Origin of the sequence: Gilliamella sp. Nev3-1 (assembly GCF_001690435.1) — a bacterium.
Classification (GTDB): domain Bacteria; phylum Pseudomonadota; class Gammaproteobacteria; order Enterobacterales; family Orbaceae; genus Gilliamella; species Gilliamella apicola_C.
On the sequence record NZ_LZHN01000074.1, the window covers coordinates 12065 to 37148 of the forward strand.

Below are 25084 nucleotides of genomic sequence, written 5' to 3' on the forward strand. Positions count from 1 at the left end.
ATGAAAAATATCGCAATTTTAGGATCGACTGGCTCAATTGGTTGTAGTACTTTAACCGTTATTGCTCAAAATCCACATCAATTTAAAGCTTATGCTTTAGTTGGTGGCAATAATGTGATAAAAATGACTGAGCAATGTTTAGACTTTAAGCCAAAATACGTTGCCATGGCAACAGAGCAAGCGGCTGCTCAATTAAGAGCAAATCTTGCTAATCTAAAATTGGATGTTGAAGTGTTAAGTGGTGAACAAGCCATTTGTGATTTAGCGCAATTGCCAGAAATAGATCAAGTTATGGCGGCTATTGTGGGTGCGGCTGGACTAAAGCCAACCCTTGCTGCCATTAAAAAAGGTAAACGTATTTTGCTGGCCAATAAAGAATCGCTAGTAACCTGTGGGCATTTGTTTATGCAGGCGGTTAAAGAGTATGGTGCCAAGTTGTTGCCAGTAGATAGCGAACATAATGCCATTTTCCAAAGTTTACCAACGATGGTACAGCATAATTTAGGTTTTACTAACCTTGCCGATCATGGCATTACTAAAATCGTGTTAACGGGTTCTGGTGGACCATTTCGTGATTGGGATTTAGCCAATCTTGCACATGTCACCCCTGAGCAAGCGATTGCTCACCCTAATTGGTCGATGGGTAAAAAAATATCTGTCGATTCGGCAACGATGATGAATAAAGGGCTGGAATATATTGAAGCTCGTTGGCTATTTAATGCCAGTGCCGACGAAATGGAAATTATTATTCATCCGCAATCAATCATCCATTCAATGGTACGTTATCAAGATGGTAGTGTGGTGGCTGAACTCGGTGTGCCTGATATGTGCACGCCAATTGCTTATGCCATGTCTTATCCCGGTCGTGTGCCTTCAAGCGTACCACCTTTAGATTTTACGCAAATTTCGTCGTTAACATTTAAACAACCTGACTTTGACCGTTATCCATGTTTAAAATTGGCAATCGATGCCTTTAATCAAGGGCAAGCGGCTACCACAGCGCTCAATGCTGCCAATGAAGTTGCGGTTGAGGCTTTTTTGCAAAATAAAATCGGATTTATGGATATTGCTAAAAATGTATCAAAAACCTTAGAAAAATTAACTTTTCCTGAACCGTCAACTATTGATGATGTTTTTATAATAGATCATTGGGCAAGATCACAATGTGGCCAGTGCTAAATATTATTTAGTTTTAATAAACAATGAATTAAATTTAAGTAAGGGCAGTTGACAACCAAAATTATGTTTTACTGCCCCATTAGTGGCACTCTTTGTTAGGTCATTTGTTTCGCCGTTAATGTAGGGTTATCGCTAATAAATGATTGTAAAAATACACTATCAGGTAATGCGGTTAATGCGCCTTTTTGAGTAGTTGCTAAGGCACCACAAGCACTAGCTATAGTCATCATGCTTTCTAACATGAGCTTATCTTCTGGCATGCCTGATGATGCAATACTGCTTAATAATCCTGCTACAAAAGCATCACCCGCACCAGTGGTATCAACGCTATTTACATGAAACGAATCAAAAGTAAAGGTTTTACCTTGCCATAATACAATACTGCCATCTTTACCTTTGGTAATGAGCTTTAATGGTGCTTCATAGTGTTGTTGTAGTTTACTTAGTGCTTCATGCCAATCATTGCATTGTGTTAACCAAAATAGTTCTTCGTCCGATAACTTGAGGATATCGGCATCATGGCAAAATTGCGTAATAGTTGTGCGCATTTCGTTTTTATTTGTCCACATCTGCTCGCGCAAGTTAACATCAAAGCTGATTAAACCACTTTTAGCTGTAAGACGTTCGATTGCTGTTTTGACTGTTTGCCGGCAAGTATGCCCGACGAGAGCCAAAGAACAAAAATGTAAAATATCTTGGTTGAAATCAGGTATTGCTTGCTGAGACAAAAATTGATCAGCTGAAGGTGACACAAGAAACGTAAAGCTGCGTTCGCCATTTTGACCTAAATCGACAACCACAGTACTTGTTCGATGTTGTTCGTCTTTTTCAAGGCTTTGACAATCAACGTGATATTTACGGAAAGTCGTTTCCATAAATTCACCAAAAGGATCATTGCCCACCCGACCAATAAAAGCGGAAGGTAATCCTAATTTTGCAACACCAATTGCGACATTAGCTGGCGCCCCACCAGCGCAAGCTTGATAATTCATATCACCAAATGGCAACAAATCAATGACAGCATCCCCAAGGGACCAAACTTTAGTATTATTCATTTTTCAACTCGATTATAGTTCGTTACTGCGGTAATCTACCATAAGCATAGATTACTCTATCTCTGTAAAATACATCATCTTTTTTACTTTTTAATAACATCATTGATGTTTAATTTTTTGTTCAATTAATTATGGCTTGTTTTTAGAAGTCTGCCATAAACTAAATTATTTAACAAAAAATTCATCGTTGATATTAGAAATATGTGACTATCATCACATATTTTATCGCTAACCACATTAATAGTTAACGTTAACAATTAAATTAGGATACTATTTAGATAAAGGTATCTAATATTGGATAAAAAGGGGATTTTTATGTCTACTGCTATTGATAAAGCCAATCAAGCTGTCAAAAATTTAGAAAAAGTAATGAATAAACAATATTATCCGCATTTTCATTTAGCACCATCTGCTGGTTGGATGAATGATCCTAACGGTTTAATTTATTTTAAAGGTCAATATCATGCTTTTTATCAGCATCATCCTTATGATGAAAACTGGGGACCAATGCATTGGGGGCATGTAGTTAGTGATAATTTAGTCACATGGAAAAGGCTACCAATAGCCATTGCTCCTGATCAAGAATTTGATAAATCAGGCTGCTTTTCGGGATCGGCGGTGGATAATAATGACAAATTATGTTTATTTTATACTGGTCATATTTGGTTAAATGGGCAAGGTAATGATGAGCAAATTGAGCAAACCCAATGTCTTGCAACTAGTAAAGATGGTATTCATTTTGAAAAACAAGGCATCATACTTACGCCAAAAAGCGGGATTATGCACTTTCGCGATCCTAAAGTGTGGCAAAAAGATGGTAAATGGTGGATGGTAGTCGGTCAACGAACCCCACAAGATGTCGGGCAAGTTTTGTTATTTCGATCGGATGATCTAAAAAATTGGCAATTTGACCATGTTTTGGTGAGTGATATCGATCCTGATGTTTATATGCTTGAATGCCCTGACTTTTTTCCACTTGGTGATAAATGGATCCTTATGTTTTCGCCACAAGGCATGAAAGCAAAAGGTTATCAATATCGTAATCGCTTTCAATCAGGTTACCTTGTAGGTGATTGGCAACCAGGGCAACAATTCTCAATGATTAAACCTTTTCAAGAAATGGATTTTGGTCATGATTTTTATGCACCTCAATCATTTCTTGCTGCTGATGGCCGGCGTTTAATTTTTGCTTGGATGGATATGTGGGAATCAATCATGCCAAGTAAAAAAGATAAATGGGCTGGAGCATTTACCTTACCCCGCGAGCTCATTTTAGATCAAGATAATAAAGTTAGAAATCGTCCCATCAAAGAGCTTGAAGCATTACGAGAAAAGCCAAAATCATTTGAGGAATTAACCCTTACTAATGAGCTTAAAAACACCAATATCGAATCTATTAGCTGCGAGCTGAACGTTGAATTTGATTTGACGCAAAGCACGGCCGAACGATTTGGCTTACAGCTAGCAGCAACGAAAGACGGTAAACAAGCTACATTATTATATGTTGATCTACAATCTGAGCGGATTGTACTCGATCGTAGTTTATCGGGGCTTGAATTAAAAGGTTATCGTAGCGTACCATTACCAAAAAAACAAAAATTAACTTTGCATATATATGTTGATGCTTCATCTGTTGAAGTTTTTATTAATGGTGATTTATATAGCTTTTCAAGCCGTATCTATCCTAAGTTACCAGCAGAGCGAACTGTAAATCTATTTGCTGAAAATGGTAACGCTAAAATCACCAATCTAGAAAGTTGGCAGTTAAAATCTATTTATGCGTAATGCCTATTCACTGCCAATTGGCAGTGAAGTTTGGCTTTGAATACTGAGCTTTTTATTGAGAAGTTTTAAATGTTGTGCGATAAATGGCTTTTTAGGTAACATAATTGACCATACAATTTGTGTCATAAGTTTATTATTACTCCATACCACATAATCGCACAATAAATGATAATGTAGAGCCATCAACGCAGACCATTATTTTTAATGGTTATTAAATGTTTGCTTAGCATCGGGTTTATCATAAACACCAAAATGATCAACTATTGTACTGCTGGCTTTATTCAACCCTAAAACTTCTACGTGTGCACCTTCTTTGCGGAATTTAATCACAACCTTATCTAAGGCTGCTACAGCCGTTATATCCCAAAAATGTGCTTGGGTAAGATCTATTGTTACCTTTTGCACAGCCTCTTTTAAATCAAATGAACTAATAAATTTTGCAGAAGAGGCAAAAAATACTTGTCCATATACTTTATAAATACGTTGCTGTTTAACTGGTTGCTCCTTTTTAATTTGCAAATAATGGGCAACTTTATTGGCATAAAACAATGATGCTAGTAATACTCCCGTAAATACGCCGTAAGCAAGATTATGGGAAAATACGACGACAATGACTGTTGCAAGCATAACAATATTGGTTGAAAGTGGGTATGATTTAAGGTTTTTTATCGAGTCCCAGTTAAAGGTGCCAATTGAAACCATGATCATGACAGCAACTAATGCTGCCATGGGTATTTGGCTCACCCAGTCTTGCAAAAAAACAACTAATAATAAAAGTATAGATCCTGCTATCAATGAGGATAAACGCGTTCGCCCTCCTGACTTCATATTCACCATTGATTGACCAATCATAGCGCAACCAGCCATACCACCAAAAAAGCCGGCGATAATATTGGCGATACCTTGCCCTTTGCACTCTCGGTTTTTATCACTTGGTGTATCGGTTATATCATCCACAATAGTTGCGGTCATCATCGACTCCAATAATCCCACAATTGCTAATGAAATTGAGTAAGGCAGAATAACCAATAATGTATCAAGATTAAAAGGCACATTAGGGAGCAAAAAGGTAGGTAAGCTCGTAGGAAGCGCTCCCATATTACCAACGGTTCTTATATCCATCCCAAAATAGATGTAGAGACCCGTAAGGATAAGAATACAGAGTAACGGTGATGGCAAAATTTTTCCTATTTTAGGGACATAAGGGAAGAGATAAATAATAGCAAGCCCTGCAATAGTCATCATATAGACATGCCATGTTACATTGGTCAGTTCAGGAAGTTGTGCTAAAAATATTAAGATCGCTAATGCATTAACAAAACCGGTTACTACTGAGCGTGATACAAAACGCATTAAATTTCCTAATTTGACAAAACCTGCAATAATCTGAAAAATACCACATAGTATGGTTGCAGCTAGTAAATATTCAATCCCATGCGCTTTAACCAGACTTGCAACTAATAATGCCATTGCACCAGTAGCCGCAGAGATCATTCCAGGACGGCCACCCACAAAAGCGGTAATAACCGCTATACAAAAAGCAGCATATAATCCCACCTTGGGATCAACACCTGCAATAATTGAAAAAGCAATTGCTTCAGGAATAAGAGCAAGAGCTACAACAATACCTGATAAGACATCGTTTCTGATATTTGAAAACCATTCTTGACGTAAAGATTGCATTGAATTTTACCACCACTGAAAAAACAAAAGAAAATTACAGCGTGAAGCAATGTGTTAGAAAATTGTCAAAATTTGATAGGGAAGCCTGACTTCTGTGCATCACGCGAGCAATTATAATTATTATTGATAAGAACAACTCGCAATAAACTACACAGCTATACTCCAAAATGAAATTTATTTTTTATAATAATAAAACTTAACTAGTTGTACAAGGTTAATTTCTTAACTATAGTTAAATATTATAATATCTTAATGAGGTTAAAGTACGATAACATTAGTAATGTCTAACCTAAATAGAATAAATGTAATCTGTTGGGTTTTCACCCAAATATTAGCCTATGCTGACCTTAGCAAATGGCTCTCTTTAGTAATACAATTGTTCATATTCTTGTGGCAATATTCAACCACTAGTTAATAAGATATAGACCTACTTAATTATCAATTGAATGGCGTATATTTATGTTTGATAATAACATGATATAAATGATGGGTATTTTTACGTATTACACGCTAAATGATAAATACCGCATTACTCATTTTAATAGTCTTTAATTTTTCTTATAAGGATTGTCTTTCTAAATAAGGTGACGCTACAGGTATTATTTCATTTTGGGTTTTGCCATCAATAATATGTAAAGCTGCTTGTTCACCAATTTCATAATGAGGTAATTGCACTGTTGTCAATGGTGGATAAAATAGCTCACCAGTACCCACCATATTGTCGTAACCTAGCACAGCAACATCATTTGGAATATGAAAACCTCGACCAAGTAAAAATTGATAAGCGACAAAAGCGATTCGATCGTTACCACAAATTAATACATCAAAATCTGTTTTTTTATTACAATGTTGTTTCAATATATCAATTGTCATCATATATTCTTGAGCTAGGTTAGCTGACAAAATTGATGTGTGATAACTGGTAATATCCTCCAAATTGTTACCCGCATCAATCCATGCTTGTTCGGCTGCTGCGCGCCTAGTTTTTCCTGCTAGCGTTTTTTCTGATAAATAGATACATAATGGTTTTTTATAACCTTTATTTATCACCTTTTGCATGGCTTGATATTGACCTAAATAGTCATCAGGAATATAGCAAGCAAGTTGCTTTGAATCGCTTATGCAGTTAGCTAATACAACATTTTTATCTAATAACTTTTCAGGCAGTTCAACTTTTCTTAATCCCATTGTGGTATAGATGATACCGTTAGGGCGATATGACAGTAGGGTATTAATGGCATGATCGGCATCTTTATCATCAAATAAATTAACAATAAAGGTATTCCATCCATGATTTTGGGCAGTTTTTTCTATGGCTTGGAGTAATTCTACTGAAAACGGTGTCATGGCGGTTTCTAATGCTAAAACACCAATAGCAGAAGGTCCCGAGTTATCACCACGAATCTTTCTTGCCGATAAATCAGGCACATAATTAAGTTGTTCAATAGCTTGTTTAACTCGTTTATAGGTTTCTTTATTTAATTTGTCAGGATTATTTATTGCACGTGAAACCGTCATCAGTGACACAGATGCTAATTTTGCAACATCCTTAAGTGAAGCCATAGTTAAATCCTTTTGTTTAACAAGATAAAAAATGATTAACAGCCATTACTATGCATGATGATATCACAAATAGAAATGATAAAAAGTGTGAGGAGGTTAACATTTATGATAATCGATTCTATCTATTTCGTATTAAATATGGTCATAATGTTAACATTAACATGTTAACGTTAAACTTCATCAAATTTCAACAATATAAGAGTAATAAACATGAATATGATACAAAATAGAAACTATTGGTTCTCGTCAGGCTACCTTATTACGTTTTATGCTGCATGGTCGCTTTGGTGGTCTTTTTATGCCATTTGGTTAAAAAGTAAAATTGGCTTATCGGGTGAACAGTTAGGTATTGTTTATGCGGCTAATTCTGCTGCAGCCATGTTTTTTATGATTTTCTATGGCATTATCCAAGATAAATTACAAATAGGTAAAGCCGTAGTGACCTTCCAAAGTATTATCATGGTTCTTATTGGCCCTTTTTTAATTTATGTGTATGAGCCTTTATTAAAAAATGATTTTATTTGGGGTGTTTGTATTGGTGCACCAGTTTTAAGTGCCAGCTTTATTTCGGGCAGTGCTTTGATTGACTCTTTTATTGAACGTATTAGTCGATTATTTGGCTTTGAATTTGGCCCTGCTCGTTTTTGGGGATCATTTGGTTATGCTGCTGCAACGTTTGTTGCGGGTATTTTATTTGGCATTGATCCTCATATTAACTTTTGGATGGCGTCGGGTGTTGCGGTTATCTTTTTTACCATTAATATGATGTTTAAGCCAAAACAATATCAAGCATCACCAACTGAAAATAACGATACTGTTTTAGTAGAAAAAACAACGACTATACCAACAATGGGCGAAATTTTATCGCTGTTTGGTTTGCAAAAATTTTGGTTGTTTGTGTTGTTTGTTATTGGTACTTATAGTTTTTATACTATCTATGATCAGCAGTTATTTCCTAATTTTTATACTGGTTTTTTTGAAAAACCAGAAGATGGTTATCAAGTTTATGGTTATTTAAATTCCTTCCAAGTCTTTTTAGAAGCAACTTGTATGATTATTGCTCCTTATTTTATTAACAAAATGGGGGCTAAAAGATCGTTATTAGTTGCTGCACTAGTTATGATTTGCCGAATTGCATTATCTGCAACGTTAGATAATATTTATTTGATATCATTCGTTAAGTTATTTCATGCAATTGAAATTCCATTATTTATTTTGGCGATGTTCAAATATATTGTGGGTAATTTTGATGCAAGATTATCGGCGACCCTTTATTTAGTTGGGTTTAATATTTCATCCAATCTTGGCGTTATTGGGTTGTCATGGCTAGTTGGTAAATTATTTGATAATACCGGATATTCGACAACATTTTATGTCCTTGCCGGTGTTGTTTTACTGACTTCGGCGATAGCAATATTTACTTTAAGCGATGAGCAAAAATCAAAACAATAATAATCTTAAATTCGCGCTAACAATGATAACAAAATGGAAACATGGAATTTCCATTTTGCTTTTTAATGTGATGATAAATGAATACAAAACTTGCTTCTAGGTTAAGTTTGCGAAACAATGTTAGCAATTTTAGTTAATGTGTATAGGAACTTGTTGTGAACGATGCAAAGATTGTTGTTAAACCCCAAATGTTATGGCAAACCATTCGACAAGAAGCCTCAGCATTAGTTGAAAGCGAGCCGATGCTAGCTAGTTATTTCCACGCAACTTTACTAAACCATGAAAACCTAGGGGATGCTTTAAGTTATATTTTAGCCAATAAACTTGTTTCTCAGGTTATGCCTGCTATTGAAATTCGTGAAATTGCTCGGCAGGCGTATGAAGCAGATGAAAGCATTATTCAATCAGCTATAAATGATATTATGGCTGTCTATATTCGCGATCCTGCAACTAATTATTACTCAACGCCTCTACTTTATTATAAAGGCTTTTTATCATTACAAGCTTATCGGATTGCTCACTGGCTTTGGATGCAAGACCGTAAATCATTAGCCATTTTTTTACAAAGCCAGATTGCGATAGTGTTTGGTGTTGATATTCATCCCGCAGCTCAAATTGGTTGTGGCGTGATGTTTGATCATGCGACAGGAATTGTGGTTGGTGAAACAGTGGTGATTGAGAATGATGTTTCTATCTTACAATCAGTAACATTAGGCGGAACAGGTAAACAAAACGGTGATCGCCACCCCAAAATACGCGAAGGGGTAATGATTGGTGCTCATTCAACAATTTTAGGTAATATTGAGATAGGTAAAGGCGCTAAAATTGGTGCTGGCTCTGTGGTGTTGGATCCCGTGCCACAACATACAACCGTTGCCGGTGTACCAGCGAAAGTGGTGGGTTGCCCTGATTGTGAAAAACCAGCTTTAAATATGGATCAAGATATTTAATTATTATTAGATAATAAAAAACTCCGTTGATAAACACAGACGGAGTTTTTAATAATTGATTGGCTACTTATTGTTAAGATTTACATCCATTGTTGGGTATGGAATATTAATATTATTTTCAGTTAATCCATTTTTGATATTTTCAAGTAGATCACCTTTTACCGTGCCATAATTTTCGTTTAATGTCCAAACTAACACATTAAAATTCATCGAGGACGCATCTAAAACATCTAATCGAATGGTAGGCTCTTTGGATGTTAATATATTATTAGTTTTATCAACTGCTTGCTTTAACACTTGGTATACTTTTTGAATATCTGAGTTATAGCCTACATTGATCACTAAATCTAAACGCCTTTCAGGTAAGCGTGTATAGTTGATAATATTAGCGCTGACAACCTGACTGTTAGGGATAACAACTAGTTCGTTGGTTGGGGTAACAATAGATGTTGAAAATATCTGTATGGAGTCAATAACACCTTGCTGGCTATTGATGATTACTGTTTCACCGACTTTAAATGGTCGAAAAATAATTAAAATAACCCCAGCGGCAAAATTAGATAGCGAGCCTTGTAATGCCAAACCAACAGCTAAACCTGCAGCACCAATAACAGCGACAATCGACGCCGTTTGTACGCCCAATTGACCTAAAACGGCAACTAATGTCATTACCATAAAGGCATAGTACGACAAAGCGCTGACAAATTTAACTACAGTCGGATCAACGTGGCGATTTAATAATATGCGTTTTAATTGGTTGCTAATAAATTTAGCGATAGTTCTACCAATAATAAAAATAATAATAGCAAAACAAAAATGTGCAATATAGCTAAATACCACTCCATCGTACCTTTTGATAAACGAAATGGCATGATTTAAAAAATCTTCAAAATTCATCGTATTATCCTCAGTAATAGGTAATAAAAATTTTTATCAAGGTCTTGGGTTACCAAATTGACTAAACCAATTGTTTGGCTAATAAAGCCCAACGTGTATCAAAATTAGTGGTTGGTAGATATTTAAAACCTGAACGAGAATAACGTGCCATCATACCTTCACAATAAGCTAATAACTGGCTAGATAAAATCCGTTCGTCTGTTATAAAAGCCACTCCCTCACGAATTTTTCTTTCACGTAAAACTTGTTTAATTTGAGTCTCAATGCGTTCAAATAGTTGGCTAATCCGCTCTTGTAACTGTTCTTGCTCAAACATTAATGCATGACCGGTCATAATTCTGGTTAATCCCGGGTTTTTTTCAGAAAAGCCTAATATCAACGCAAGAATAAGTTGCAAGCGTGTAAAGGTATTGGGCTCTTCTTGCATAATGACATTAATGCGAGACAACAAAATATCTTCAATATAGGCAATTAAGCTTTCAAACATTTTTGTTTTGCTTGAAAAATGTCGATATAGCGCAGCTTCAGATACACCTACCGTTGCGGCTAATTTAGCTGTTGTGATTCTTTGAGTCCCTTCATTGGATTCAAGCATCGTTGCCAATGCTTGTAATATGTCTTCTTTGCGATTTTTATTTTTGCTACTCACGATCATTTTTTACCTGAATGCCCAAATCCACCTTCACCACGTGCTGACTCAACAAATTCATCAACAATGTTAAATTCTGCTTGTACAACCGGCACGATAATTAATTGGGCAATTCGATCGCCTGCTTCAATAACAAAAGGCGTTTGACTACGGTTCCAAACAGGAACAAATAGCTGACCTTGATAATCAGAATCGATTAAACCAACCAAATTACCAAGCACAATACCATTTTTGGAACCGAGTCCTGAACGAGGTAATACTAATGCAGCCAAGCTAGGATCAGCAATATGCATTGATAGCCCCGTAGGCGTTAAGATGGTTTCACCTGGTTTTATTTCAGTTGTTTTATCAAACATTGCTCGTAAATCAATGCCAGCAGATCCTGCGGTTGCGTAGGTAGGTAGTGGAAATTCATTCCCCAGTCGTTTGTCTAATATTTTTATATCAATTTTTCTTTTCATCATGACTCGCTTTATATCGTGTTATAACAGTTTGAAGTAACTGTGTTGCTAATTGTTGCTTACTGCTTAATGGTAACGTTTGCTCACCGTTTTGCCAATATAGTGTTAATGAATTTTGATCGGAATTAAAGCCAATAGTTTTATCTGAAACATCATTAGCACAAATTAAATCTAGATTTTTTGTGATTAATTTTTTTAGTGCATAAGTTTTGACATCATGAGTTTCAGCTGCAAATCCAACGACAAAAGGTCGATGGTTTTTTAGTGCTGCGACACTTGCAACAATATCGGGATTTTTCACTAATTCAATAGTAAGTTCATCGTTATCGCTTATTTTTTTGATTTTTTGCGTCGCAATTGTTTTAGCATGATAGTCAGCAACCGCCGCACACGAAATAAAAATAGTTGATTTTTGAGCGTGATTTAGTGCTTCATCGTACATCTGCCTAGCACTTTTAACGTCAATTCGGTTGACATTATTTGGTGTATCTAAATGAACTGGCCCACTAATTAACGTCACTGTTGCACCCATTTGTGCAGCCGCGTTTGCAATAGCAAAACCCATTTTTCCTGAACTGTAATTACTAATGTAACGAACTGGATCGATTTCTTCGATCGTTGGGCCTGCGGTAATGGTAATGGATACGTCTGAAAGTACTGAAGTTGCTTTAAAATAGTGTGCAATTTCTTCAACAATTGCGTGTGGTTCAAGCATGCGTCCAGGTCCAATATCACCACAGGCTTGGAACCCGTTATCTGGTCCTAAAATTAAGGTATTTCTTGACGCTAATACTGATAAATTATGTTGAGTTGCCACAGCTTTATACATTTGTTGATTCATTGCAGGTGCAATAGCAATCGGTGCAGAGCTTGCTAAGCAAATGGTAGAAAGCAGATCATCGGCAATTCCATTTGCCATTTTGGCAATAATATTGGCAGTTGCTGGCGCAATTAGGACAAAATCAGCCCATTTGGCGAGTTCAATATGACTCATAGAAAGCTCAGCAGATGGATCGAAGAGATCACAAGATACCTGATTGCCAGACACGGCTTGTAGGGTCATTTTGGTGACAAAATGGCTAGCAGAATCCGTCAGCACGACATGTGCTTGCGCACCTGCTTTTTTTAAATGGCGAACAAGATCAGGGCATTTATAAGCAGCAATGCCGCCCGTAATTCCTAATAAAATACGTTTACCAGATAAACTCATGAGAAGCTTCCCTCACACCTAAAATGAAAGCGCTATATTACCACAATTAAGTTAGATAATAAGTAGCTCTTTTGCATTGGCTAACGTTGCATCTGTAATTTTATCGCCACCTAATAATCTCGCTAACTCATTTAACCGTCCATTATTGTCTAATTTTTGCATATCTGTGGAAGTTTTTTTGCCATTAGTTTGTTTACTAACAAAGTAGTGCTGATTAGCATGCCCTGCTACTTGTGGTAAATGCGTAACGGTAATAACTTGCGTTGATTGCCCAAGCTCTCTTAATAGCTGCCCTACTTTGGCGGCAGTTGGTCCGCTGATACCGACATCAATTTCATCAAAGATTAACGCAGGCGTATCCATTTTTTTTGCCGTTAGCACTTGAATTGCTAAAGCAATACGGGATAATTCGCCACCCGATGCGACTTTAACCAGCGGTTGTGGATTTTGACCGGCATTAGTACTGACTAAAAATGTTACTTGATCAGCCCCATCGCTGTTTAATCGATTTTCGTTAAAAGCAATATCTATACTCAATTGTCCATTTGGCATCGATAATTCATGCATCGTTGCGGTCACATTTTTAGCTAACGTTTTACTGATTGTTAAGCGTTTTTGGTGTAATTTAGCCGCAATTTCAATAGCAATTTGATGATATTTCTTTATATCTGCTTTCAGTTGTTCGCTTTGCTCATCTTGTTGGTTAATTTGTTTGAATTCAGCTAACAAATTTTGATGTAATTCGGGTAGGGTTTCCGGAGATACATGATGTTTGCGAGCCAATGCAATTTGCTTTGAAATCCGCTGTTCAAGTTGCATGGCGCGAGCAGGATCAAGTTCTAAACGCTCGCTATAGTGGCGCAGTTCATCACTTGCCTCTTTAATTTGGATAGAGGCTTCTTCTAACAGGTTATAAACGCTATTTAAGCAAGAGTCGAGTTCAGCTAGTTCTTGAACGCTATTTTTTACACTGCTTAGTAAATTATTAACATTATAATCATCAGCTTCATCTAATAGCATGACTGATTGTTGGCTAAGGTTAATTAATTGTTCACTGTTTGATAATCGCTTGTACTCTTCGTCAATTTGTTGATATTCTCCTTCAATTGGCGAAAACTCATTAAGTTCTTTTAACTGATATTGCAAAAGTTGCATATGTGCGTCACGTTCTTGCCGTGAAGCTTCGTATTGTTGGTAAGTGCGCACTGCATCTTTCCATTGCTTATAAGCTTGATACATCTGCGTTAGCAGTGTTGGCTCATTCATATAATGATTCAGTAACAACTGTTGATAGTCACTTCGCAAAAGCCGTTGATGTTCATGTTGACCATGAATTTGAATGAGCATCTGCCCCACATCTTTTAATTGCGAAATAGGTACTGCACGACCATTAATAAAAGCCTTAGAACGTCCATCTTGATTAATAACGCGCCGTAAAATACATTCATTGCCTTCATCAAGTTGGTTTTCACTGAGCCAAGCAAAAGCAGCTGGTGTATCATCCAGCACAAAACTTGCAGAAATATCAACGCGATCTGCACCATAGCGAATCGATGAGGCATCGGAACGATTGCCTAAACATAATCCCAATGCATCAATGGCAATCGACTTCCCTGCACCTGTTTCGCCGGTAATAGCGGTCATTCCCGAAGTAAAATCGACAAGAAGCTGATCCACAATAGCAAAATTATTAATAGTAAGTTGAGTTATCATAATAAATTAATACATAAGGCTAGTTATAATATTGGTAGTATAGCAGTAAAAACACTGTAAATAAATACAGGTGATTGTTTTTATTTTTTGAGGTGTTTTGGGAGGGAAGCTTGTGTTAAAGTATAGGGAGATTGATAAAATTATTTTGTCGTATGAAGATTAATAATAATGATTAGATGCAACTTAAAAAAATGAGTTAGTTGAGTTTTGCATCAATTACGGTAAGCAGAGTGTAAAGGGATAATTGATTCTAAGTTAGATTGACTGATTATTTTTCGATAAAAGTTAAATAAAGAGAAATAAAATGGGATTACCAAAAGAATTTAGGACTGAACAAATATTAGCATTGGAAAATGAATTAAAAAATTTTGAAGTTGAGTTATTAGAAAATTTAACTAATGAAGACTTTAGAATATTAGGTATGTATATACAAACTGACAATTTTATTGATTTAAACATTAGGCGTTGTTTTAATATATTAAAAGAAAAAGGAATTTTAATTACAAGTCAAAAAGAATTACATATTATTCCTAATTTAGTTAATAAAATTATATCTTATCTTTCAGAATTAAACCTAAGCCATGAACAAAGAAAAGAAGCAGAAGAGAAACTTGAAGAAATAAAATTTCGAAGAAATCATAGAAATATTTTTGCTCATTTTGCGGCAAAAAGAATTCCTAATCAAGATGCAATAGTTTTTATGACAAATGATCCAATAGACATGAAAAAGATATTCAAACAAATAAGTCCCTCTGATGCAATTTTTTATGCTATATATGATATTGCTGATATAAGAGGATTAGTTAAACACGTATTATCGTATGAAAATTGGTTAGCTGAATTTACTTCAATGATTATTAAAATATAAGACTCTACTTATAGGGCCAATTCTACTTTGCTCCCTCCATCACCTTAACTGCGTACTCTCTAAAATCTTGATAATATTCTAAACTGCCAACTTTTTATGTACAAATCTATTCAACAACTCAACAAATTGGTACAACTCATAAGGATTTACCATGATAAGTCAACTTAACACCCACCCGATCACATTGTAAAATCACACGAAAAGAATATAACACATTCTATTTATACTGAATATTTATTGATCAAATAATTCCACCTGTTCACATTTTAAATTATATTGTTGTAAAAAATATTCAGGATTCTATACCGTTTTAATAATAAATAATCACATTCAATGATTTATTTAAGCTAGATTTACATAGTGGTTATGCTCGATTATTTTTCAACAACATGGACTAATTGCTTTGAAAATTACCTTTACCTAAAGGTGGCATAAAACACTTTATAAAGATTTCAAGGATTATTTTAACCAATGAATGTAACTATCCCCATCATTCCAATAACTTTTACAATCAGCCTATCCCTTTTATTCTTCTTTTATCTACTGCTGTGGAGTATAATCCGATGACGTATTTATTTTAACTATGGGATACCCAGTATGTTTGGAAATAAAACAAATCGCCAAGTTATTATATGGACCACCATTATTGGCGGATTTTTTAGTTCATTAGTAAAATGGGGTTCAGAGGTCAATATGCCTCCGCGCGTACCTGGCGAAATTTCGCCACCAGCAGCGCACATTGATGCATGGCTTGGTTGGCTTGGGATTAATTCCCACTCGCTTGATTATATTTACCAAGGGGCAAGCGTTTTAGGTGCGGTGACACTTTATCACTGGTTATTTAGTTTTGCTTTTGCCTTTGTTTATGTTGCAGGTGCATATTATTGCAACAAAATCCGCTTATGGTATGGGGCATTGTACGGCATTATTATTACCGTTGTGATGCACGGTTTTTTAATTCCATTGCTTGGTTTCCGCCATCCTGCTTATGATGCGGAAGGTACGGTTGGTTGGTTATGGAATTTAAATGGTTATGAACTTTGGAGTGAAATTCTAGGTCATATCTATTGGGGAGCATCGATCGAAGTGTGTATGATTGCGGTACTTGCTCATTTTGCAAGACCAATTCATGGTAACTGGCGCCAATAACTGGCTTAGCTTTCATCTGTTAATGTTCAATCCTACTATTTAAATAGTGGGATTTTTTATTTTAGTTGTTATAGTTAAAAACTATAACAATCCATAAAAAACTAGAATTATTCAATGTCTATTTTTTTTGTTATCTTTTTTATCACTAAAGAAAAATGATAAAAAGGAAATAAAAATGAATACTGCTGTTATTGGATATCCTCGTGTTGGTAAGCTTCGTGAACTTAAATTTGCAACAGAAGCCTATTTTAAAGGCAATAAAACCCAAGCTGAATTATTAAACGAAGCCAAAGCGCTACGTGCTGAGCACTTAAAACAACAAGCGGCACAAAAAATTGCTTTTATTTCATCGAATGATTTTTCATTTTATGATGCCGTACTTGATACCGCATGCTTGTTGAATGTCATTCCAAAACGTTATCAAGATTTAGGTTTATCTGAACTTGACCGCTATTTCGCGATGGCGCGTGGTTATCAGGGCGAAAAAGGTGATGTGCGTGCGCTGGCTATGAAAAAATGGTTTAATACCAATTACCACTATTTAGTGCCTGAAATTGAAGATTCAGTACAGATTAAGTTAACAGGTACGAAACCTTTTGACGAATATCAAGAAGCTAAAGCGCTAGGCGTGCAAACCAAGCCAGTTGTGATTGGTGCATTAACCTTTTTTAAATTAGCGCAGTATTTAGGTAAAAAACAGTTTGTTGATTTTAAAGCGGATATTATTAAAGCTTATCAAGAGATCATCCAAAAATTCACAACGCTTGGTGCTGAGTGGATCCAAATTGATGAGCCAATTTTAGTGACGGATCTAAATAAAGACGATATCGCTTTATTTACTGAACTTTATCAAGCAATTTTATCGGTTAAAGGTAATACCAAAATTATTCTACAAACCTATTTTGGTGATGTGCGTGATTGTTATAAAGAACTTGTCGCTTTACCTTTTGATGGGATTGGGCTTGATTTTGTTGAAGGTAAACAGTCATTTGCTTTACTTGAAAATAATGGCTTCCCTGCTGATAAAGTGTTATTTGCTGGTGTTGTTAATGGTAAAAATATCTGGAAAAATAATTACCAAAAAACCTTAGATTTACTTGGTAAAATCAAGCAAAAAGCCACAAATATTGTAATTAATACATCTTGTTCATTACTGCATGTTCCTTATACCTTACAAAATGAGACCAAATTAACCATTCAACAACGTGCTTATTTTGCTTTTGCCCAAGAAAAGCTGCAAGAGCTTGCTGAACTTGGTCAGTTATTTAATGATGCAAATCCTGAAAATAACACTGCTTATAAAGCTAATCAAACACTATTTTCCCGTGAACGTGAAGGTGCAAACCAAGCGGTTCGCCAAAAAGTGGCGGCATTAAACGCGTCTGATTTTACCCGTTTACCTGAGTTTTCAGTGCGTGAAGCAGCGCAGAAAAAGGCCTTTAATTTGCCACTATTACCAACTACCACTATTGGATCATTCCCACAAACGCCTGATGTACGTTTAAATCGTGCTAAATTCAAAAAAGGTGAAATTTGTTTGAATCAATACACTGAATTTAACCAACAAAAAATTGCTGAGTGTATTAAATTGCAAGAAGAAATTGGCATTGACGTGTTAGTGCATGGTGAATTTGAACGTAATGACATGGTCGAATATTTTGGTGAAAGCTTAAATGGCTTTGTGTTTACCGAAAAAGCATGGGTGCAATCTTACGGTACACGTTGCGTTAAGCCACCGATTGTTTGGGGGGATATTTCACGCTCTAAACCGATTACGGTTGAATATTCGAAATATGCACAAAGCCTGACTAATAAACCTGTTAAAGGCATGTTAACAGGGCCTGTCACCATTTTAAATTGGTCATTCCCACGCGAAGATATCTCTCAAAAAGAATCGGTATTCCAAATTGGATTGGCCATTGGTGATGAAGTGTTAGATCTTGAAGCTGCTGGCATTAAGATTATCCAAATTGACGAAGCCGCCTTAAAAGAAAAATTACCACTGCGTAAAGCGGATTGGAACAGCGAATATCTGGATTGGGCGATTCCGGCATTTAGATTAGTACACAGCAAAGTCCAAGCTGATACCCAAATTCATACACATATGTGTTATAGCGAATTTGCTGACATCATTAAAGATATTGATGCAATGGATGCTGATGTGATTTCTTTCGAAGCTTCTCGCTCTAATCTGCAATTAATTGATGTACTCAATGCTAATAATTTTAAAACTGAAGTTGGACCTGGTGTTTACGATATTCATTCGCCGCGTGTTCCACCTGTGGCTGAAATTAAAGCAACCATTGAAAAATTATTGGCAAAAATTGATAAGCAAAAATTATGGATTAATCCAGACTGTGGTTTAAAAACGCGTGGCGAAAAAGAAGTAATTGAAAGCTTGCAGCATCTTGTTGAGGCTACATTAGAAGTAAGAAAAACACTGAATTAGGCACTGTTTTTACAAAAAACTGAGCTTATTTACTAAGACATCGTACTTTACGAGCCTGAAAATTCCGTCGCCTATTTTGGTGGCGGAAATATTAATAAGGAAAATAAGTGATATAACGAATGGATGATACAAATGAAAACAAATCTATTATTTAATCAAAAAACGGTGTTCTCTTTTGAAGTTTTTCCCCCTAAAAAAACCTCACCTTTAGCAACCATTTATAGCACGTTGCGAGAGCTTGGTTATTTTAAGCCCGATTTTATTAGTGTTACTTATGGTGCTGGTGGTAGCTTAAATGGTCAAACCACCATTGATATTGCGCATTCGGTTAAACATACTTATGGCATCGAAAGTGTTGCGCACTTACCGGGGATCAATTTTGATAAAGCCGAAATGCAAAAAATCCTACACGATCTTAAATGTGCAGGGATTGATAACGTGCTTGCTTTGCGTGGTGACATCAGCCCGAATGTGCAACCTAAAGATGATTTTCGTTTTGCCAGCGAACTGGTGACATTTATTAAAGAAAACGGCGATTTTAACGTGATTGGCGCATGTTATCCAGAAGGTCATCTTGAAGCATCAACCCTAAAACAAGATCTGATCCATTTAAAAGAAAAGGTCAATGCTGGTACTGATCAACTGATTTCGCAGCTATTTTTTGATAACGACTATTTTTATGCATTTTTAGATAAAGCGCACGATATGGGCATTAATGTGCCGATAGAAGCCGGCATTATGCCAGTGACTAATAAAAACCAAATTGAGCGCATGGTATCGATGTGTGGGGTGAATTTACCGAAAAAATTCAAACAAATGATGGAAAAATATGAACATCATCCTGATGCATTTCGTGATGCGGGTATTGCTTATGCAATTGATCAGATTGTTGATTTAGTTTCACAAAATGTGGATGGCATTCATTTATACACTATGAACAATAGCTACATAGCCAGACGCATTAGCGAAGCTGTCGCAACATTATTAGCTGTACCAAAATCAAAATAGTGATGATGAAAAAAGGATATATCAAGGATTGATAGGAATTGGTTGCGGGGGCTGGATTTGAACCAACGACCTTCGGGTTATGAGCCCGACGAGCTACCAAGCTGCTCCACCCCGCGCCAAAGAGGTAGCTATATTATAGTAATAAAATAAAAAAGCAATACCTATTTAGCTTAAACGCTACATTTTTAAACATTCTTGAGTTAATCTAGACTATTTTCTAATATAAACACAAATTTACTTGAAAGTTTTTAACAAAAATTTTAGCCTTCTTCCAAAAATAAAGACAGCAAAATCCAACTGTGCTGAAAATAGCAATAATTTTATAACCATATGATTTCAATTAAAAAACAAAAATAAAAAATTAAATAAAATCAATTCTCTATCTGAACAGTTTTGATGAGTAACACACTGATTTTTTTACATCAGTATTTTAGTACACTTAGATAAATAAACAAAAGTCATTAACGTTAATATAATGATTAACAAATATCGGGGAGTTATCAACATGATGCTACTATCTAATTATCTAAAATCTACAGATATTGAATTAATCAATACTAATTTAAAAAAGTAGCTATGACAAACTTACAACATATTCTTAATGATCACTACACAGAACTAGAACTTAATACTAAACAAGATACCCAAACCTTACTTTTCATTAAAGCTTAAGTATGATTTTAACGGGAGATTATAATGAACTCGTTTTCAAATGTGCTTAAAAATTTATAAAGATGAAATGTATCTTGGTTATTATCACTATTTAACAACATTAGACCTTACCTTTGTTGATGAATTCTTTATTATCAGATAACCAATAAAAACACATTGTGTTGCATTTTATATTGAAATGCTTAAACGCCCTAAAATCTGGTCAAAGAGATTCAAGTAATAGATACCTTTATGTAAAAAAATAATTTTCTGTTTCTCGACTTTTTATGCATTTAAACAATATTTTTACGAAGATAACGTACCATACAAAGTGCTAGCAACATAATTAGATTAGTAATACCCAGAAAGAGACTTATAAAAAATTACAAACATTGAATTAAAAACTAACACAAACAGAAGGTTGTTGCAAAGAGACCGCTTAGTTGGGACAACTAAAGATGATCAACTACCGCTCTTTTTTTAGTTTATATTAAATACAGATATTATCGATTTTTACAATTCTTCGTGCTCCGTATAATCTTCTAACACCGCATCAGTCATACGTTCTAAATGTTTGGCTTTGCTAAGATCTTTTAAATTACTGTAGGGGATATAGCTACAACGATCTGATAATGGTCCACTTTCTAGTAACGAAAATACTGGACGACGGATCTCTTGAAATACCTTTTCCTGCCGGCTGTCTGGGGCGACAATATGTAGTTTAATATTCATATTGGGTTGTAAGGCGAGTAAATCCGCCATGCGTAAAATACCCGAATACACCGAAGTGGTATGTTCTACTTCATTAAGGGGATAATCAGTGGTCATGTTATTTTGTTGTAATAGGCAGTTTGTTAATAACTTACCATTTTATCAATGTTTTGAGTAAAAGAAAGGTGTTGCCAAATTTGGTCAGAATGAATAGGAATAGCTTGGGTTAATGGTAACCACACTTTAACACGAATATGAAAACGAACAATAAACGGATCATCCGATGCTAAAAAAGTGGTGTACTATCTTCATAAGGACCATCAATCACTTCAAGCAGACCACACCTGCGAGATAGTCGAACGAGATAACAAATAAAAATATCCCCAGCTTTTACTTTTTCTGCCAGTGATTTTTGTCGAACCCGAAAACCGGATACTGTTTTATCTGAATTCATAAAAGCTTGATACGTTTCGGGTGAAAAAATATTGGTGTAGTAAGCCATAAATAATTATCCGTTTTTAATTAACCTTATTTTAATGGTTTGGGTCTATTTAAAAGTAATCAGTTAAATTGTTGTTTAATCTCAGTCATCCAACGTGGAAGTTCGTCATGTAAGGCGAGATTGAGCATAAATAAATTATCAATATCTTTATTTGCTTTGCTTAAATCAATCGTTTCAATCATTTCAGCAAAATAAGGCACAATATCCGATTTTGATAGTTCAAATTCAGTTATTGCTTGTAATAATAGCTTGCTATCAATACCCCATTCGTTAGCAAACTGGTTAACGGCATGTTTGATTTTATCGTTTTTCCAATTGGCAAATGCTTGATCAAAATGGACTTGGCTGGATAGGCGACCTGTTAATAATTCGGAATCGACAAATTCCTTTAATATTTTTGCTTGCTGATCTTCGCCCATTTGACTTAATTCTTGGATTTGTTCGTAGATAATGCGCCTAGTTTCGTCGTTAACGGTTTGCACACCATCAACATGCTTCACTTTAGATCCAATTAAGCTAAGAATATGGGCAGCATCAATCACCTGTGTGCCCGCTAATTTGGTTTTACCGATTAAAGTTGGTGCTACGATTGGCTTTTTAGTCGTATTATCTTTAGCGGTTAAGTTTTTAAATGCGCCAACATATTGCAACCAACGGTGCTCTGTCATGCCAAAAGTGGCATTATCCCATTGATATTCGTAATATTGTTGGACAATATTAAGCTGATCATCGGCAACTTTAAACGCTTTGCTAAATTCAGTTAGTTTTTTATCATCATGTTGAATTAATTGCCATTGGGTTGGATCGGCTAAGGTTAAAACTAATTGCTCCAAATCGTTAGCTAAAATTCGCACAGCAGTGGCATAGGTTTCAACAATCGCTTTGCTACTGCTACCACCACTACCATATAGCTCAAGGGCTTGGTTAACCATTTGTTCGGTCAGGCGTGGGGTTTGGAAATTTACAATTGTGCCAAACTCTTTGCTAGAACCAAACACGCGATTGGTGCGTGAATAAGCCTGAATTAAATTTTGTAGCTTTAAAGTGCGGTCAACATAAAGAGTATTGAGTCGTTTAGAATCATAGCCTGTTAATAGCTGATCAGCGACAATCACTAAATCAATATTTTTACCATTACGACCACTACCGCCACGGGTAGCACGCTCGACCACATCCTCAAAATAGGCTTGTTCGCCATGCTTTTTATCACCGGCGATAAACTTAATGCCAGTAAACGCTGCGTAATCATTAAACATGGCACTGATAATTTCGGGATCGACATTATCTGGATCATTTTCGTTACCAAAGCTAAAGGTCATGGCGATATTGATTTTTTGCTGTTGGCTTGCAAGTTGTTTTTTAAATTCCTGATAATAGGCAATCACCCGTTCTTTATAAGCGACGGTTAAAATAGCATTAAATTGTTGCTGTTGAGATTGTGCTTGCCAGTTATTTAAAATCTCTGTAACCACTTGTGGTATATGAGTTTGATCATGATAAACTAATAGCTCTTTATCAATAGCTTGCTTTTCAACTTCGGTTTCGCTCCAGCTATGTACTAATCGGGCGATTTCGCGATCGGATTGTTCTGGTTTTTCGATTTTAATACGCTCAATAAGCTTATCGCGTAAATCTTCATAACTGCTAAATTCGCCAGTATTAATATAATCGACATGAAACCCGAGCACGTTGCCATCAGCAATGGCTTCATCAATGGTATATTGATGTAATTTAGGGCCAAATAACTTTTCGGTAGTGTTAATCACTTCGCTGTTTTCGTTTATTTTGCCTTTAATTTTATTTTCATCAAAAAGCGGCGTACCAGTAAACCCAAAAAATAACCCATTTATTTTAAAATGGTTTTTTATATCGCCCATCATATTTTTCATGGTGGAACGGTGTGCTTCGTCAACAATAAAGACGATTTTTTTATCGGCTAAGTGACTATCTTTACCCTCTTCAAGGGCTTTAACCAAATTATGCAGTTTAAAGATAGTGGTGACCACAATGCCATTTTGGCGCGTGCTAAGGTGTTTTCTAAGTTGCGCAGTGCTGTGCGTGTCATCAACCGTGACAGGCTCAAAGGCAGCATAGGCTTTAAAGTTATCACTGGTGCGGCTATCAAGTTCACGCCGATCGACCAAAAAGACCACTTTATCAAAATAAGCTCGAGTTGATAAAAATAGCGCAGTTTTAAAACTGGTGATAGTTTTACCCGATCCTGTAGTATGCCAAACAAAGCCGCCATGTGGTTTTTTATTGGGATTATCCCAACCAAATGCCGCCCCTTCTACTGCTTGTAAAGCAAAGACCTGATAAGGGCGCATTAGCATATGTCGGCGGTTTTCTTCCTCTTTGGCTTCATCAATGACTAAGTAGTCGCCCACCATTTGATGCGCCATAGGGATCATTAAAAAGTGTTCAATGACTTGTTGCCAATGATTGATCGGTTGATTGAATTTATTTGCCCAATGAAACACAAAGCTAGGGTTAAAGTCACTAATTGATTTAGGCGTGGCAAAGTAACGAGTTTCGATTTCACTACTTATTACCATCATTTGCGAAAAAGCCATAAAATTGTGGCTATATTCACCATCTCGATAGTAACGCTTAAACTGTTCAAATGCTTCGTCAAGGTTTTTATCGGTCCGTTTTTGTTCAATATTAATTAACGGTAAACCATTAATTAATAGCACCAAATCAAAACGATTACCGTTAGGGGTTTGTACCTCGCGGGCAATGCGATAACTGGAATCACCACCACGCACTTCGGCTTTTTTAAAGATAGTCAAGGTAATTTGCTTACGGGTGATAAGCGGGTTATCATCGCGATAGATGCCATCAATTTTGCCTTTTGACTCTTCCATGGCGAGCAATTTTGCCGCTTGGTAACTGTTTTGTAGTTGGTTAACTTTTGCCATTACTTGGCTAAATTCGTTATCGGTTAATTCAACACCTTCAAGTTGATCGGCATTAAGACGATTAAGTTCACCCCGCCAATGCGTAACTAAATCATTAACCGTTACTTTACGTCGATTACCATCTAAAAAGTCAGGCGCCTGCCATTTATATTTTTCTAATTCCCTGACAAAATTTTCTTGAAAAATTTTTTCTGCGGCATCTTTTACAACCTGACTCATTCCTTAACT

At 35.9% G+C, this 25084-nt stretch carries 20 protein-coding genes and 1 tRNA gene; 8 read left to right on the forward strand and 13 right to left on the reverse strand.

Annotated elements, in window-relative coordinates; genetic code table 11:
• Positions 1 to 1179, forward strand: coding sequence for a 1-deoxy-D-xylulose-5-phosphate reductoisomerase (ispC, locus tag A9G40_RS11650; RefSeq protein ID WP_065583168.1), 1179 nt, complete (start codon positions 1 to 3; stop codon positions 1177 to 1179).
• Positions 1180 to 1274: 95 nt separating this feature from the next.
• On the opposite strand, the gene A9G40_RS11655 is transcribed toward ispC, so the two are convergent.
• On the reverse strand, positions 1275 to 2234 hold the full coding sequence (locus A9G40_RS11655; RefSeq protein WP_065583169.1) for an aminoimidazole riboside kinase: 960 nt from the start codon (positions 2232 to 2234) through the stop codon (positions 1275 to 1277).
• A 315-nt stretch (positions 2235 to 2549) separates the two neighbouring features.
• Between A9G40_RS11655 and A9G40_RS11660 the strand changes: the two genes are divergently transcribed.
• A complete protein-coding gene (locus tag A9G40_RS11660; RefSeq protein ID WP_065583170.1) occupies positions 2550 to 4019 on the forward strand; it encodes a glycoside hydrolase family 32 protein in 1470 nt (489 codons plus the stop codon).
• 3 nt (positions 4020 to 4022) lie between these two features.
• Here A9G40_RS11660 and A9G40_RS15550 read toward each other — a convergent pair whose 3' ends face one another.
• The 3 genes from A9G40_RS15550 to A9G40_RS11670 form a co-directional block, all read right to left on the reverse strand.
• Positions 4023 to 4145, reverse strand: a complete 123-nt coding sequence (locus tag A9G40_RS15550) for a hypothetical protein (protein ID WP_255307315.1) — start codon at positions 4143 to 4145, stop codon at positions 4023 to 4025.
• 75 nt (positions 4146 to 4220) lie between these two features.
• Positions 4221 to 5702 (reverse strand): SulP family inorganic anion transporter, encoded by a 1482-nt coding sequence (locus tag A9G40_RS11665; protein WP_065583171.1) that lies wholly within the window; start codon positions 5700 to 5702, stop codon positions 4221 to 4223.
• A gap of 558 nt (positions 5703 to 6260) precedes the next feature.
• Positions 6261 to 7265, reverse strand: a complete 1005-nt coding sequence (locus A9G40_RS11670) for a LacI family DNA-binding transcriptional regulator (protein ID WP_065583172.1) — start codon at positions 7263 to 7265, stop codon at positions 6261 to 6263.
• A gap of 210 nt (positions 7266 to 7475) precedes the next feature.
• On the opposite strand from A9G40_RS11670, the gene A9G40_RS11680 reads away from it, so the two are divergent.
• The gene (locus A9G40_RS11680) at positions 7476 to 8717 is read left to right on the forward strand and encodes an oligosaccharide MFS transporter (RefSeq protein ID WP_065583174.1); all 1242 of its coding nucleotides are present in this window, start codon (positions 7476 to 7478) and stop codon (positions 8715 to 8717) included.
• Positions 8718 to 8905: 188 nt separating this feature from the next.
• The gene (gene cysE, locus A9G40_RS11685) at positions 8906 to 9667 is read left to right on the forward strand and encodes a serine O-acetyltransferase (protein WP_065583328.1); all 762 of its coding nucleotides are present in this window, start codon (positions 8906 to 8908) and stop codon (positions 9665 to 9667) included.
• Positions 9668 to 9730: 63 nt separating this feature from the next.
• Here cysE and A9G40_RS11690 read toward each other — a convergent pair whose 3' ends face one another.
• The 5 genes from A9G40_RS11690 to recN all read right to left on the reverse strand — a co-directional run bounded on the left by A9G40_RS11690 (position 9731) and on the right by recN (position 14597).
• Positions 9731 to 10564, reverse strand: a complete 834-nt coding sequence (locus tag A9G40_RS11690; RefSeq protein WP_065583175.1) for a mechanosensitive ion channel domain-containing protein — start codon at positions 10562 to 10564, stop codon at positions 9731 to 9733.
• Positions 10565 to 10625: 61 nt separating this feature from the next.
• Entirely contained in the window at positions 10626 to 11219 is a 594-nt protein-coding gene (gene slmA / locus A9G40_RS11695) for a nucleoid occlusion factor SlmA (RefSeq protein WP_065583176.1), read from the reverse strand.
• Positions 11216 to 11674: a dUTP diphosphatase gene (dut, locus tag A9G40_RS11700; RefSeq protein WP_065583177.1), complete on the reverse strand. Its 459-nt coding sequence runs from the start codon at positions 11672 to 11674 to the stop codon at positions 11216 to 11218. Before dut ends, slmA begins: the two co-directional genes overlap by 4 nt.
• Positions 11658 to 12884: a bifunctional phosphopantothenoylcysteine decarboxylase/phosphopantothenate--cysteine ligase CoaBC gene (coaBC, locus tag A9G40_RS11705; protein ID WP_065583178.1), complete on the reverse strand. Its 1227-nt coding sequence runs from the start codon at positions 12882 to 12884 to the stop codon at positions 11658 to 11660. Before coaBC ends, dut begins: the two co-directional genes overlap by 17 nt.
• A 51-nt stretch (positions 12885 to 12935) precedes the next feature.
• Positions 12936 to 14597: a DNA repair protein RecN gene (recN, locus tag A9G40_RS11710; RefSeq protein WP_065583179.1), complete on the reverse strand. Its 1662-nt coding sequence runs from the start codon at positions 14595 to 14597 to the stop codon at positions 12936 to 12938.
• A gap of 304 nt (positions 14598 to 14901) precedes the next feature.
• On the opposite strand from recN, the gene A9G40_RS11715 reads away from it, so the two are divergent.
• The 4 genes from A9G40_RS11715 to metF all read left to right on the forward strand — a co-directional run bounded on the left by A9G40_RS11715 (position 14902) and on the right by metF (position 20071).
• Positions 14902 to 15465, forward strand: a complete 564-nt coding sequence (locus A9G40_RS11715) for a hypothetical protein (RefSeq protein ID WP_065583180.1) — start codon at positions 14902 to 14904, stop codon at positions 15463 to 15465.
• Positions 15466 to 16062: 597 nt separating this feature from the next.
• Positions 16063 to 16614: a YagU family protein gene (locus A9G40_RS11720; protein WP_065583181.1), complete on the forward strand. Its 552-nt coding sequence runs from the start codon at positions 16063 to 16065 to the stop codon at positions 16612 to 16614.
• Positions 16615 to 16789: 175 nt separating this feature from the next.
• Positions 16790 to 19063, forward strand: coding sequence for a 5-methyltetrahydropteroyltriglutamate--homocysteine S-methyltransferase (gene metE / locus A9G40_RS11725; RefSeq protein ID WP_065583182.1), 2274 nt, complete (start codon positions 16790 to 16792; stop codon positions 19061 to 19063).
• A 132-nt stretch (positions 19064 to 19195) separates the two neighbouring features.
• Positions 19196 to 20071 carry a methylenetetrahydrofolate reductase [NAD(P)H] gene (metF, locus tag A9G40_RS11730; protein ID WP_065583329.1) on the forward strand — a complete coding sequence of 292 codons (876 nt, stop codon included), beginning with the start codon at positions 19196 to 19198 and terminating at the stop codon, positions 20069 to 20071.
• A 39-nt stretch (positions 20072 to 20110) separates the two neighbouring features.
• Here metF and A9G40_RS11735 read toward each other — a convergent pair.
• The 4 genes from A9G40_RS11735 to A9G40_RS11750 form a co-directional block, all read right to left on the reverse strand.
• Positions 20111 to 20187 (reverse strand) — tRNA-Met (locus A9G40_RS11735).
• A 1048-nt stretch (positions 20188 to 21235) separates the two neighbouring features.
• Complete coding sequence (locus tag A9G40_RS11740) at positions 21236 to 21550, reverse strand: hypothetical protein (RefSeq protein ID WP_065583183.1); 315 nt, start codon at positions 21548 to 21550, stop codon at positions 21236 to 21238.
• A gap of 169 nt (positions 21551 to 21719) precedes the next feature.
• Positions 21720 to 21935 (reverse strand): hypothetical protein, encoded by a 216-nt coding sequence (locus A9G40_RS11745; protein ID WP_065583184.1) that lies wholly within the window; start codon positions 21933 to 21935, stop codon positions 21720 to 21722.
• Between the two features lie 59 nt (positions 21936 to 21994).
• Positions 21995 to 25075, reverse strand: coding sequence for a type I restriction endonuclease subunit R (locus A9G40_RS11750; protein ID WP_065583185.1), 3081 nt, complete (start codon positions 25073 to 25075; stop codon positions 21995 to 21997).
• Positions 25076 to 25084: the final 9 nt, after the last annotated feature.